The organism is Aliamphritea ceti, assembly GCF_024347215.1.
GTDB classification, from domain to species: Bacteria; Pseudomonadota; Gammaproteobacteria; order Pseudomonadales; family Balneatricaceae; genus Amphritea; species Amphritea ceti.
The window spans coordinates 2,494,721-2,507,363 of record NZ_AP025282.1 but is presented as its reverse complement, the minus strand read 5'-3'; the positions used below and the strand labels follow the sequence as shown (position 1 = coordinate 2,507,363).

The following is a 12,643-nucleotide window of genomic DNA, read 5'->3' as shown; positions in this document are numbered from 1 at the left end:
TATCCTATTCCCCCCTAAGACACCATGTAAGACACAGATGACATCACCCTTAATTCAACTGAACCTTCCTGAAAACTTTCATATCGAGGGTATTCTCGCCTATCACCAACGCGACAAGCAGCAACTGGCAGAGCGGATTCATGATCAAAATTCAGATACACCGGGAATAGATAAAGGCATTATCTGGCAAGGTAAGCCTGCTCTGATAGCGATACGTTTCCCAAAACATAATCCTACATCCAAAATTTCACAGGCTACGGCAGAACTGCTGGTTGATGGCCCCAGCAAAACTACAGAAGCTGAGCTTTCCTTACTCACTGAACGTATGCTCGGTTTGCATCAGGATGTCGCATTATTTGAGCAAAAGTATAGAGATCACCCGCTGCTGGGTTCACTGATTGCAAATAACAGTGGCTTACGTATTCCCACCGTCGCGTCTCCCTTTGAAGCATTCTCATGGGCGATTATTGGCCAGCAAATAAGCGTAACAGCTGCAATCAGTATCCGTAGCCGACTGATTCAGACTGCTGCTGTTCTGCATAGCACCAGCATGCACTGCTATCCTGATGCTGAGCATATAAACGCTTTGGGCTATCAACAACTACGTAATTGTGGGTTGTCAGACAGTAAAGCTAATTGTCTGCTGAACCTTAGCAGTCATGTGATCAGTGAAGGTTATTTTAGCCAAAACTGGCTGAAGGCCCTGGGCGCGGAGAATGTCCGTCAGACCTTACTCGATCTGAAAGGCATAGGACCCTGGACGATAAACTATGGGTTGCTAAGAGGCTTTGGCTGGTTGGATGAATCCCTGGAAACAGATGCCGCAGTTAGGCGCAACCTAACTCAGCTGCTACAGCTTGAAGACAAAATCAGTCCGTCTAGAACGGCGGAATGGCTGGAGCAGTTTCGCCCTTTTCGCTCCCTTGTCGCAGCCCATCTGTGGGAGATGGGCTGAAGTTTACCTCAGCAGCGATTAAACAAACCGGGTCAGGAATGCCAGACTCGGCAGTGACAATACAGTGGCTGCTAAAATAGCCCGGGTTAGCCGGTCCGTCGGAATTCCATATTTCAGTGCAATCACAAACGGCATGGCGCCACAGGGTCCCGCTGCCAGTAACACTAAAGTAGCCTGCCACTGTGCATCAGCACCGTTGAACTGCCCCAGCAAATACATCAGAGCTGGTTGCGCAATCAATGCCAGTGCAATCACCAGGCCCGTCAGCTTATCGATACTGAACAGCCTGACATTCGCCATGGTAATACCTAATACAAACAGCAAAGTTGCCGGAGCCGTGCGGCCAACAAAGTCTGCAAAGGTATACAGACCTTCTGGCAGTCCAAATCCTGAAAGATTTGCCATCAGACCTAACAGCAGTGCCCACAGAGCGGGATTTCGGGCAAGAATCACAGGTACCTGTGAGACAGAAGCACCTCCCCTGGAGATCAGCTCAACGATAAATACTGTGCCGCAATACAAGATTGCCAGATCAGTAAAGATTGCCCCTTCAACAGGAATAGCAGCAGACTCACCTTTGAGTAAAGTAACTATCGGTAAAACATAATAGAGGTGGTTCACAAATACTGTGGTCATCCCCAGCACCAGGCCTTCACCCAGTGAAGTTCCGAAGACTCTGACAGCAACGAATGCCACTACTGCATATAGAGCGACTTCTACAGCAAAATAACTCCCCAATGCTGTTACATCATAAGCATCTAATGGCGAACGTGCCGCCAGTAAAAAGATCAGAGCCGGCTGACCAATATAAAATACAAAAGTATTCAGAGCCTTGGCCATTTCTGGCGTAAAGATCCCTTTGCGGCCAAAGACAATACCGATAAAAATAACAGCAAAAATCGGCAAAATAGGATTTGCGAGTGCAGCTAACATGAAATTCCCGTTTTGATAAATCGACTGACAACAAATACTCAGGACAGAAGCTTGTTCTTAGCTTCTATCCACTGCGACATGTATTTAGTACTTTTGTGATGATGATGCCGCAACAATTGCCCCATGAAGTTTTCTTTGCGGGCTACAACCAGCTTGGCCTGGGTACTTTCTATCTGCTCTAGAAAAGCTGCCTGTATTTTGTCGCGGGAGAACTCTGCTTCCAGAATGTCAAAACCATTTTGCTGACAATCCAGCCAAAACTCGGCATCGTTATACAAACGAACAGCCCCGGCAACAATCGCCGGCACAGATTCAGCCACTTCACCGCACCATGGGATTTCACCATGCATAGATTCAGTCCCAACCGGGGTCGTCACTGATGGCGTGCCATTAAGCATTGCATCGGTAAACTTACCTTTAATGCCCGCACCAAAACGTAGCGGCGCCAGACACACTCGTGCATGACTCAGTACCCGATGAACATCTGGCGTCCAGCCACCAACAAAAAAGCCATCATCAGGACGATGTAAGTCAGTTGCTTTTTTGGGCGGATAAGAACCGTATACATGTAATTCTGCTTCCGGCAGCTGCTCCCGAATACGGGGCCAGATGACCTGTTTAAGCCATAAAACTGAATCCCAGTTCGGCGCATGCCTGAAATTGCCGACAGTAACGAAATGTTCACGGGCGGTGAATCGTGGCAGAGTTATATTCTCCCGCTCAAGCATGAAAGGTAAATGCACGAGGTTTTCCATACGAACCCCAAAGCATTCCGTCAGTAACTCAATCTCGAACCGTGAAATCATAATACTCAGATCAGAGCGCATGATTGCTGCTATTTCGCGCTGCGCGATATCCAGCTCAGACATTTCTAAGAACAGCGTATGCTTGTCATCGAATTGCTTATCAAGCGTTTCTGCCGGATCAAGTTTCTTAAAGCGCTGATGCCGCACCTGACGTAAGCTATGCAAATCTTCAGTATCAAGAATCCGTAAGGCTTCCGGACACTGCTGCTCTACCCGCCAACCGAACTGCTCTTCCATCATAAAACGGTCGAACATAACAATCTGCGGTGCCAGGTTACGCACCCAACCATCAAAACTTTCACTGTTAAGTTCGATTGCCACCTCATGAACATCTATCGCTTTCAGATCAGCCCGGTGCTCGCTTAATGCCGCCGGGCTGGCAAATGTCACTTCATAGCCCTGCTGCTGAAAAAAGTCGATCAACTCCATCATTCGGCTGCCCGCCGCAGAAGACCGGGGCTCAGGCCAAACATAACCAATAATCAACAGCTTGAGAGACATTAAAAATCCATTGTCAGATATCGTAAGCAATCGGACTGAATATACATACGGCAAAGATTCCAGTCCGGGTGAAGCATCTATATTACTAAATTTTACGCAAAAAAGTTGCTAAGTAACTGTTACAAAAATAACCGGACTGACCAAAACAAAACATCTGGCTTGGGGTTTTTAACAACTTTAAACTTAATCTGCGTGTTTTTTTTAATGAAGAGTTGTCCAGTTTTAGCTGTCACCCCCTCGGCGGATGAAAGGTAAACTCCTCAGGCGTTATGACATTACTAATTGCCTGACGGATATTCTTCGGAATGTTGTCATCGGTATGATGGAATAAATCACATTTCTTCATAGCCTTACGTACGTCGATATTTTTACCCAGATATTCAAACATTGTCCGGGCTGCACCTGGCTGATGGGCACTGCAGCTTGATGCACAGATCATTAATCCGGAAAGATACGGGTTATTAGGCCGATAACTAGGGGTCAGTATTGTTTCCGATACGGTCGAATTTAACTCAGGCTCTGATTCAACTAAAAACAATCTGTCCGCCAATAGAAATACCAAACCGTGATATTTGATGGTTAGCCTTGCGCCCAGCATAGGATTCTTACCGCTGGAACGCTCAATGTGCTTCATGTAGTAAATATCATCGCTCTTATATATCTTCACAAATGAGCGGAAGATAAATCCAGGAAAACCAAACGAATAAAAGTAACGGTAGTAATAGCCTTCATACCGTTCCAGCCCCTGATTAGGGCTTTTCAGTAAGGGCAAAATAATATTCGCTAAGTTTGTCGGGATAGCCTGCTGGGCATTAACGGTATCTGGTGGCGAAACCCTGGTCTTAAATACGCCAGGTGCTTCAACAATTTCTTCACTCTCTACACCAAAAAAGTCACAGATTTTCTTCAGGTTCTTAAACGATGGAAAAGCTTTACCGTTCAGATAGCGGTTAAATTGCTGTCTGTTAATTTCTAACCGGCGGCAAACCTCTGAAATAGAACTGTAAAAGCCACATAAGAACTGCAGATTAGCGGCAAAATTTGCCAGATCATCATTTGGCTGCATGAAAAACTTCACCTCTGACCGGTCTCTGAACCGGTTCACTAATACTCTGTTTTTTACTTAGCTAGGCTTTACAGCTTACGTTAGCTTTAAACCAGTTTTGTGCTCTTAAGCGCTGCACGTAACCAATGCCAAAGCCCATCGATATACAGAAACTTACCTTAATAAAGCTTAAAAACCGAGCACAAAGCGCAATTTACATAAGCGCTGCATCCCAAACGCACAATAAATGCAGCGCTTTAGCTTCAAAGCGTACAAGCCAGCCAAATGGTTGAAGCGCTACCTCCGTTGATACTCTGAACCGGCACTCAGATAACAACCTGTCACTCACGACAGCATGAACGGAGCTAAAGATGTCCCTTCCGCAATCCACCAATCCTTCCTTCTGGACCCAGACTGCCGTTCCGGCACAACCGGGCAACTCACTGCAGGAAGAGATTCGCCGTGACGTGACCATCATTGGCGCCGGTATAACCGGATTAAGAGCGGCACTGGAATTAGCAAAGGCAGGTCTTAACGTTGCACTGCTGGATTCCCATGAACCAGGCTGGGGTGCTTCTGGGCGTACTGGCGGCCAGGTCAATCCACTAGCTCACGCTGTTCCAGAAAAGATCATTACTCAGCTAGGCGACACTTATGGCCCCCGCATGCTGGAAAGCTATGTAAATTCTGGTAACGAATTATTTAATCTGATTAACGAATACAAACTGGATTGTGATGCCGTTCAGAATGGCTGGATCCGTGGTGCACACTGTAATAGTGCTATCAAAGATCTGGAAGAAATGCATAAAGGCTGGTCTGAGTTTGGCCTTGATATCAGCTTTCTTGAAGGCGAAGAATTACAGCGTGTAAGTGGATCCAACGCATACCAGACAGCAACAGTCGTAAAATCCGGTGGCTGCATTCAACCTTTGTCCTACAGCCGTGAACTGGCCCGCGTTGCCAGTCAGCATGGAGCAGAAATATATTCTCAAAGCCCAGCCCTCAGCATCACACCAGCTGATAAGCAATGGCAAATAAACACCCCTAAAGGGAAAGTCACCAGTGACTGGGTGCTGTTCTGCACTAACGGCTATACCGACAACACACTGAAAGGTCTTAAACAAACAATCGTTCCGTTAATCAGCGTACAGGCTGTAACCCGCCCACTTACTGATGACGAGTATGACGCTATCCTGCCGCAGGGGCACACCCTTTCAGATACCCGCCGGGTGATTTATTACTGCCGAAAAGACAACAAGAACCGCCTACTCTTCGGCAGTCTCGGCATGAGCGAGCAATGCAATAACGCTGACCGTAAGCGTTTGCATAAAGCTATCAACCACGTTTTCCCTCAATTCTCAGCTGCAGATCTTGATGTTTACTGGGGCGGCCGACTGGCATTTACACCTGAAGTATTACCTCATTTGCACGAACCTGCACCCGGCATATTGGCCGGCCTTGGCTACAACGGCCGTGGCGTTGCCATGGGCACAGTCATGGGCCGCATTCTATCTGAGAGGGTCTTAGGTAAAGCGCCCGAAGACCTGGCAATACCAACAACCAATTTCAAAGCTTTTCCATTCCACGGCATGCACAAGCTAGGCGTTTACAGCGCTATAAAGTACTACGAAATGCGTGACTCGATGGACACAAGAACCAGCTAACAATCAATAATTAACATTATTAAATTGCTTCAATCAATTGATATTAAAATAATTAAAATATGGACAGGCAAATGATTTCTATTGAATCACCGAGCAACTCCCAACTTAACACTGTTACACAATGGCCTGTTTGGGAAAAGGAACCCTGTAACTTTGATGAAGACTACACCGCCAAAGAGATGTTCTACATCCTCGATGGAGAAGCACGCCTGACAACAAAGTGCGGTATCGATAAAACCATCTATCAGGGTGATTTAGTGACCGTTGAAGCTGGCTTATTGGTGAACTGGGATATCCGCCAGCCAATCCGAAAGCACTTTAAGTTTTTCTGAAGCGCTGTACCTGAGCACTCTGTTTAAAGCTCTTATGACGACCCTCATTACGCGCGTTGCATACGGACTTTTTACAGACTTAGCTAAACAGATCTTCAAACGTCACAACTGAAATCTTAAAAAAACGCACCTGCTAACAATAACAAAGGAGTCTTCTCCATGAGCAGCACTGAACATTACCAAAACTTTATAAATGGCCAGTTTATTTCCGCTTCTTCTGACGCGCGGATCGACGTAACCAACCCTGCTAACGGCGAATTACTGTCTACCATTCCTGACAGTAATGCTGATGACGTTAACCAGGCTGTTGCTGCTGCTAAAGCCGCTCAGGTTGAATGGTCACGTAAACCCGCGATAGAACGGGCTGGCTATCTGCGTCAGATTGCTAACAAGTTACGTGAAAACGTACCCGCTCTGGCACGAACTATTGTTGCAGAGCAAGGCAAGGTAATGGGTCTTGCAGAGGTTGAAGTTAATTTTACGGCTGACTACCTGGATTACATGGCTGAATGGGCACGCCGTATTGAAGGCGAAGTGATAACCAGCGACCGGCCCAATGAAACCATTTTATTACAACGCAAACCCATCGGTGTAATCGGCGGAATCCTCCCATGGAACTTCCCGTTCTTCCTGATCGCCCGCAAACTCGCTCCAGCACTGGTTACCGGTAATGCCATAGTCATCAAGCCCAGCGAAGAAACGCCAAACAATGCCTTTGAATTTGCAAAACTGGTTGCTGAAACCGATTTACCTGCTGGTATTTTCAACCTGGTAGCAGGTAAAGGTACCAGTGGTGCTGCTCTTTGTGAAAATAAAGACGTCGGCATGGTGAGCTTTACGGGTAGCGTTGAAACAGGCAAGCGGATCATGGCTACCTGCGCCGCTAACGTCACTAAAGTTAATTTAGAGCTGGGCGGCAAAGCCCCGGCCATTGTTACCGCTAAAGCTGATATCGATCTTGCAGTTAAAGCTATCCGTGACTCCCGCATTATCAATACTGGTCAGGTATGTAACTGCGCAGAACGGGTTTACGTCGAGCGCAATGTTGCTGACGAGTTTCTCGAAAAAATTACCGCTGCAATGTCCGATACCAAACTTGGTGACCCTCTCAAAGATGCAAAGATCGAGATGGGCCCACTGGTTAACCAGCAAGGACTGGATAAGGTTGCCGCAATGGTCAGCGCCGCAAAAGCAGACGGCACAAAAGTACTCTGCGGTGGTGACGTAGTCGCAAATGTTGCCGGACATCACTACCAGCCGACGGTACTTCAGGTTGAAGACAACCAACACCCTCTTATGCAGCAGGAAATCTTCGGTCCCGTATTACCAGTAATGATTGTCGACAGCCTTGATGAAGCACTGACTCACGCTAATGACTCAGAGTTTGGCCTCACGTCCTCCATCTTCTCACAGGATGCCGACGAGATAATGAAAGCCTGCCGTGAACTCAAGTTTGGCGAAACCTACGTTAACCGCGAACACTTTGAAGCTATGCAGGGCTATCACGCTGGTACGCGTAAATCTGGAATTGGTGGTGCTGACGGTAAACACGGCCTGTATGAATACACCGAAACCCAAGTGGTGTACTGGCAGTCCCGGTAATGAAAACTCAGTCAGCAATTATCGAGCAGGCGTTATTCATGGCGGAATGTGGTGTGCTGGCTAGCACCATTTGTGACCGGCTAAAAATCACAGATACCACCTTCTATAACTGGAAGCGTCGCTTTAATGGCCTTAACGCCGCCGCAATTGATCAACTTACTGAGTTGCAGCAGACCAACCGCTTGCTGCAAAAACAGGTAAAGCAACTCAGCCTTGATAAACAAGTTTTGCAGGACGTCATCCGTAACAGCCTGCCAACTGAAAACAGGGAACAGCAAATTCCCGGAATTATGGATGCACAACCGATTACAACCAACCGTGTCCGACAGCTGCTATTACTAAAATAGGCCAAGGGCATATAAAAACCGTGAAGCTTTTACGCTTCACTATTAACATGTCGCGCCTGAGATACGCGACCCAGAGGTAAAAGATGAAAACAACAACTAAATCTTTACTGTTAAGCTGCGCCCTGTTCTGTGCCAGCCCTTTATTACAGGCTACCGAATACAAGATAGCACTTGGTGGTGGTCAGGGTGGTTCACAACACGCACTGGCCAGTAAATTTGTCTCCGAGCTGGAAAAGAATACTGATGCAAAATCTACCGCTAAAATGTTCTACAACAGCCAGCTTGGTTCAGAACAGGATACGATCAACGATGCGGCACTGGGTGTATTGGACTTCTCCGTCGTAGCTATTAATAACATTACCCCTTTCTCCCCAAGTGTTGGCGTATTCACCCTGCCATACATGATTCAGAGCCTTGACGAAGCCGTTGAGCTAACCAACAGCCCTGCTGCACAACAGCTGGTTGATAACACTATTCGTGATGCAGGCGTACGTATCATCGGCTGGACCTTTTCTGGCTTTCGGGTACTGACCAACTCCAAACACCCAGTAGCTAACCTTAATGATCTTCAGGACCTGGTTATCCGTGTGCCTAAAAACGAGATAATGATTGATACGTATAAAGCATGGGGCATTAACCCGACACCTATGGCATGGTCTGAGCTGTTCACTGCTCTGCAGCAACAGGTCGTCGATGGTCAGGACCTGTCACTTGTAGATATCGAGTCGGTTAAATTCAATGAAGTACAAACCTACATTTCTAACATTCATTACAACTTCCTGCTGGAACCTATGATCATGTCGGAATCTATCTACCAGGATCAGCCTGAAGATGTTCAGGCTGCAATCCTGGCGGCAGGCAAAGCAGCCACCCTTCACAGTGCTGACTTCCTTCGTGATAAAGAAGCGTCTGCAAAGGCCAACCTGCTAAGCAAAGGCATGCAGTGGGCTGAAGTTGATGAAGCAGAATGGATCTCTAAGGCGACCAGCGAAGTATGGCCTAAGTACTACGATAGCGTTGGCGGTAAAGATAAGATTAATAACGTACTGCGTGCCCTCGGCCGCGAAGAAATCTAACCCAGCCTGTTAGCGTTATTTAAGTTCGACCCTTATGCTTCTGCCCGGCCCCGCGCCGGGCGTTTTCGTGTCTGATACGGCACCACCCCGCAAGAAAGAAAGAAGGAAAGAAAGAAGGAAAGAAAGAAAGAAAGAAAGAAAGAAAGAAAGAAAGAAAGAAAGAAAGAAAGAAAGAAAGAAAGAAAGAAAGAAAGAAAGAAAGAAAGAATACTTTCGCCACACTCATACGGCTCTACCAATTAGCTCTGCTGACTCATAGTAATCAATGAAGGCATACCAACAACATCGAAAATCCTTAGCTACGTATATAACTATTATCACGGCTGTTCCTTACACTTATAAAGCGTTGCTGACTACTAATCGAAATCCAGTCGCTTGAATAGTTCAACAAAAGCACTTCTAAATACTCTGCTTCTTTGTTCAGCAAAACTGCTCTATATTCCGACTAACAGATAACAATAATAAACACGGAAGGCTTATATATGTCAGATCAGCAACGCGTCCTGATTATTGGTGCCGGCCAGGCTGGCGGTCAGCTTGCTCTGCAGCTACGACAGAAAGGATTTGTCGGTAGCATAATTCTAGTGGGAGAAGAGGCTATTCCCCCCTATGAAAGACCAGCATTATCTAAAAGCATACTCACCGGCAACCAAACGCCTGAAGACTTGCTACTGCGCACTGCTGAAGCATACGCTGAACTGAATATCGAACTGCACCTCAGCACTCGGATTACCCATCTTAACCTGCAAACCAGACAGGCCACCTTCAACAACAACCTGAATACGGATTTCGACATTCTGGTATTTGCCACCGGTGCCACACCTCGTAACCTTCCATTACCCGGTTGCGATCTGCCCGGTGTGCATTTATTACGCACTAATAAAGATAGCCTGGCGATCAAAGCCCGCTTAGCGGAAGCTCAAAGTATTGCAATCATTGGTGGTGGATTCATTGGCATGGAAGTCGCCGCCAGTGCCCGCAGTCTTGGGATTAAAACTTCTGTGCTGGAAGCCGGCCCGCGCATTATGGCCCGTAGTCTGCCAGCATTCATTGCCAATAAAATAGCAGCGTTACATCAAAACGAAGGAAATCAGATTACCTGCAACGCAGCCATCCAAGGTTTTATTGGTGATAAAAATGTCTCAGGCGTGCAATTTCAGGATGGAAGTAAACTGGAATTCGAAGCGGTAATTGTCGGCATTGGTGTAACTCCTAATACACAGCTGGCTGAAGCCGCCGGTATTCAATGCGATAACGGCATTATTACCGATGCTCGCGGCCTCACTTCAGCTGATAACGTATATGCCATTGGTGACTGCGCTGCCAGCCTCCTATCCCGATATGAACGACATCAGCGGCTTGAGTCCTATCAGAATGCCAACCAGCAAGCTGAAAACGTTGTCGCTAGCATTATGGGCAACCATAAAGACTACAACCCGGTACCATGGCTATGGTCAGACCAGTATCACTGGCAAATCCAAACACTTGGCTTTCCTGTTGAAGCTGAACACTGGCTACTGCGCGGTGATCTGGATTCAGACCGTAAAGAAATTCATTTAGGCTTCCGCAATGGCAAACTATCCAGCGTTGTCAGCATCGCGGAAGGTACTGCCGCATCGGCAGACGTAAGAATACTACAGCGCATGCTTGAAATGGGTATTCAAGCAGACCAGACATTGCTTTCAGACCCTGACATAAAGCTTAAAACACTGCTAAAACAGTCTGGCTGATACCTGCTGTAAATCAGGCCGGCAACAACTTTTCTGCTTCCCGGCCAATAACCAAAAGCGCCTTATCCAGTTCTGCGTCCCATGGCTGGGCACAATTCAGCCGTAAGCAATTCTGGTAATGCTTATTCGCTGAGAACAGCTGGCCCGGAGCTATGCTGATATTCAGCTCAAATAAGCGCTGACACAGTGCCAGAGTATCAAAATTTCTGACCAGCTCTACCCAAAGCACATAACCACCCCGTGGCTGGCTGATGCGTGTTCCCTCAGGAAAGTAACGAATTACGGCCTGACTGATTCGTTGTACCTGCTCACAATATCGGAGCCTTACCTGACGTAAATGCCGCTCATAACCACCATTCTGGAGATATTCTGTGAGCGCCAGCTGCGCCAGCGAGTTGCTGGATAAATTCAGGATCTGTTTCAAGTGACGCAAACGTACCCGGTATTCCGGCGGACTGATCAGCCAACCAATCCTTAGCCCCGGAGAAATTGTTTTCGAAAAGGAGCTGTAATACATCACCCGACCACTTTCAGTATCAGAAATATGATCAAAACTGTGCAGGCTTGGTGGTCGCTGATCAGTCTGGCTAAGCTCGCCGTATATATCATCCTCAATCAGCATAAAATCATAGGCCTTCGACAGCTCTATAATTTTGCTTTTATTCGCATCGCTCAGCTTTGCACCCAAAGGGTTCTGGAAATTTGGCATTAGTAAGCAGGCTTTAATTGGCCATTGTCTGGCGGCCATTTCAAGCGCTGCCAGACTAATCCCTTCAGCCGGATCAGTTGCTACCTCAATGGCTTTCATACCCAGAGACTCAACCGCCTGCAATAGTCCGTAATAAGTTGGCGACTCAATTGCAATAACATCACCTGGCTCTGCGATACAGCGCAATGCCAGTGTTAATGCCTCCTGCGCACCACCTGTTATCAGAATATCGTCACTGTCTACTTCGCTACCGGCAAACCGCATACGTCGGCTGATCTGTGCTTTTAATTCAGCATTACCCCCGGGTGACGTATAACCCGCTGCCCGCTCATCAAACTGTCTGACAGCATGCATTAAGGATTTTTGTAATGCCCGCATAGGCAAAAAATCCGTATGCGGGATGGCAAAGCCAAGTTGCGTATAGTCTTTCTGTTGACTCAGCTGACCGAGAAATAGTGTAACTTCACCAGTTGTCACAGGTACCGGCTGCCCTGCAGACAAGCCAGCAGCTGGTAATTCTGTAACCGGTGTTAACTGCCGGGTTACGTAAAATCCGGAACGCGCACGCGCGCTAATAACGCCGCTGTCTTCAAGTAAGCGTTGCGCCTGCACTACAGTGGATACACTCACAGCCATACTATTACTAAGCTTACGTACTCCGGGTAAACGCTCCCCCTGCGCAAATAAACCATCTTCTATTTGCTGTTGTATACGTGCAGCTACTTCCCGATATAACGCCATGCAATACAGTTCCTGCACTTAAAAATCAGTACAGTTTTCAAAATACCAAAACTGTACTGAACAAATATTATTTTATTAAATCTGTATTGAATCACTATACCCGAAATATACTTTTCACACAGCTTAGAAGGCGTCTTCCGTACTTAATCACTGAGGTAAGGCGTCAGCTCACCTTTATCTGAAGCCCATTCACACTAGAAAG

General features: G+C 47.0%; 12 protein-coding genes. 8 read left to right on the top strand and 4 right to left on the bottom strand.

Features of this window, described 5'->3' with window-relative positions; all coding sequences use genetic code 11:
* Window positions 1-37: 37 nt before the first annotated feature.
* Complete coding sequence (locus OCU49_RS11390) at window positions 38-955, top strand: DNA-3-methyladenine glycosylase 2 (protein WP_261845107.1); 918 nt, start codon at window positions 38-40, stop codon at window positions 953-955.
* Between the two features lie 18 nt (window positions 956-973).
* Here the strand turns inward: OCU49_RS11390 and OCU49_RS11385 are convergent, their stop codons facing one another.
* The 3 genes from OCU49_RS11385 to OCU49_RS11375 form a co-directional block, all read right to left on the bottom strand.
* On the bottom strand, window positions 974-1,888 hold the full coding sequence (locus tag OCU49_RS11385) for an AEC family transporter (RefSeq protein WP_261845106.1): 915 nt from the start codon (window positions 1,886-1,888) through the stop codon (window positions 974-976).
* Window positions 1,889-1,926: 38 nt separating this feature from the next.
* A complete protein-coding gene (locus OCU49_RS11380; protein WP_261845105.1) occupies window positions 1,927-3,195 on the bottom strand; it encodes a glycosyltransferase in 1,269 nt (422 codons plus the stop codon).
* Between the two features lie 229 nt (window positions 3,196-3,424).
* Entirely contained in the window at window positions 3,425-4,261 is an 837-nt protein-coding gene (locus OCU49_RS11375; protein WP_261845104.1) for a helix-turn-helix domain-containing protein, read from the bottom strand.
* Window positions 4,262-4,611: 350 nt separating this feature from the next.
* Between OCU49_RS11375 and OCU49_RS11370 the strand changes: the two genes are divergently transcribed.
* The 7 genes from OCU49_RS11370 (at window position 4,612) to OCU49_RS11340 (ending at window position 10,991) form a co-directional block, all read left to right on the top strand.
* Entirely contained in the window at window positions 4,612-5,904 is a 1,293-nt protein-coding gene (locus tag OCU49_RS11370; protein ID WP_261845103.1) for an NAD(P)/FAD-dependent oxidoreductase, read from the top strand.
* A gap of 71 nt (window positions 5,905-5,975) precedes the next feature.
* Window positions 5,976-6,236: a cupin domain-containing protein gene (locus OCU49_RS11365; RefSeq protein WP_261845102.1), complete on the top strand. Its 261-nt coding sequence runs from the start codon at window positions 5,976-5,978 to the stop codon at window positions 6,234-6,236.
* 159 nt (window positions 6,237-6,395) lie between these two features.
* The gene (gene aldA / locus OCU49_RS11360; RefSeq protein ID WP_261845101.1) at window positions 6,396-7,838 is read left to right on the top strand and encodes an aldehyde dehydrogenase; all 1,443 of its coding nucleotides are present in this window, start codon (window positions 6,396-6,398) and stop codon (window positions 7,836-7,838) included.
* Window positions 7,838-8,185, top strand: coding sequence for a transposase (locus OCU49_RS11355; protein ID WP_261845100.1), 348 nt, complete (start codon window positions 7,838-7,840; stop codon window positions 8,183-8,185). Before aldA ends, OCU49_RS11355 begins: the two co-directional genes overlap by 1 nt.
* A gap of 83 nt (window positions 8,186-8,268) precedes the next feature.
* Entirely contained in the window at window positions 8,269-9,261 is a 993-nt protein-coding gene (locus tag OCU49_RS11350) for a TRAP transporter substrate-binding protein (protein WP_261845099.1), read from the top strand.
* Between the two features lie 67 nt (window positions 9,262-9,328).
* The gene (locus tag OCU49_RS11345) at window positions 9,329-9,520 is read left to right on the top strand and encodes a hypothetical protein (RefSeq protein WP_261845098.1); all 192 of its coding nucleotides are present in this window, start codon (window positions 9,329-9,331) and stop codon (window positions 9,518-9,520) included.
* 223 nt (window positions 9,521-9,743) lie between these two features.
* Window positions 9,744-10,991 carry an NAD(P)/FAD-dependent oxidoreductase gene (locus OCU49_RS11340; RefSeq protein ID WP_261845097.1) on the top strand — a complete coding sequence of 416 codons (1,248 nt, stop codon included), beginning with the start codon at window positions 9,744-9,746 and terminating at the stop codon, window positions 10,989-10,991.
* Between the two features lie 13 nt (window positions 10,992-11,004).
* Here OCU49_RS11340 and OCU49_RS11335 read toward each other — a convergent pair whose 3' ends face one another.
* Window positions 11,005-12,441: an aminotransferase-like domain-containing protein gene (locus OCU49_RS11335; RefSeq protein ID WP_261845096.1), complete on the bottom strand. Its 1,437-nt coding sequence runs from the start codon at window positions 12,439-12,441 to the stop codon at window positions 11,005-11,007.
* Window positions 12,442-12,643: the final 202 nt, after the last annotated feature.

Excerpts from the sequence above, each read along its gene's own strand:
- OCU49_RS11350 (WP_261845099.1), top strand. The coding sequence starts at position 8,269 with ATGAAAACAACAACTAAATCTTTACTGTTAAGCTGCGCCCTGTTCTGT.
- OCU49_RS11375 (WP_261845104.1), bottom strand. The coding sequence starts at position 4,261 with ATGCAGCCAAATGATGATCTGGCAAATTTTGCCGCTAATCTGCAGTTC.
- OCU49_RS11385 (WP_261845106.1), bottom strand. The coding sequence starts at position 1,888 with ATGTTAGCTGCACTCGCAAATCCTATTTTGCCGATTTTTGCTGTTATT.
- aldA (WP_261845101.1), top strand. The coding sequence starts at position 6,396 with ATGAGCAGCACTGAACATTACCAAAACTTTATAAATGGCCAGTTTATT.
- OCU49_RS11335 (WP_261845096.1), bottom strand. The coding sequence starts at position 12,441 with ATGGCGTTATATCGGGAAGTAGCTGCACGTATACAACAGCAAATAGAA.
- OCU49_RS11355 (WP_261845100.1), top strand. The coding sequence starts at position 7,838 with ATGAAAACTCAGTCAGCAATTATCGAGCAGGCGTTATTCATGGCGGAA.
- OCU49_RS11365 (WP_261845102.1), top strand. The coding sequence starts at position 5,976 with ATGATTTCTATTGAATCACCGAGCAACTCCCAACTTAACACTGTTACA.
- OCU49_RS11340 (WP_261845097.1), top strand. The coding sequence starts at position 9,744 with ATGTCAGATCAGCAACGCGTCCTGATTATTGGTGCCGGCCAGGCTGGC.
- OCU49_RS11380 (WP_261845105.1), bottom strand. The coding sequence starts at position 3,195 with ATGTCTCTCAAGCTGTTGATTATTGGTTATGTTTGGCCTGAGCCCCGG.
- OCU49_RS11370 (WP_261845103.1), top strand. The coding sequence starts at position 4,612 with ATGTCCCTTCCGCAATCCACCAATCCTTCCTTCTGGACCCAGACTGCC.
- OCU49_RS11390 (WP_261845107.1), top strand. The coding sequence starts at position 38 with ATGACATCACCCTTAATTCAACTGAACCTTCCTGAAAACTTTCATATC.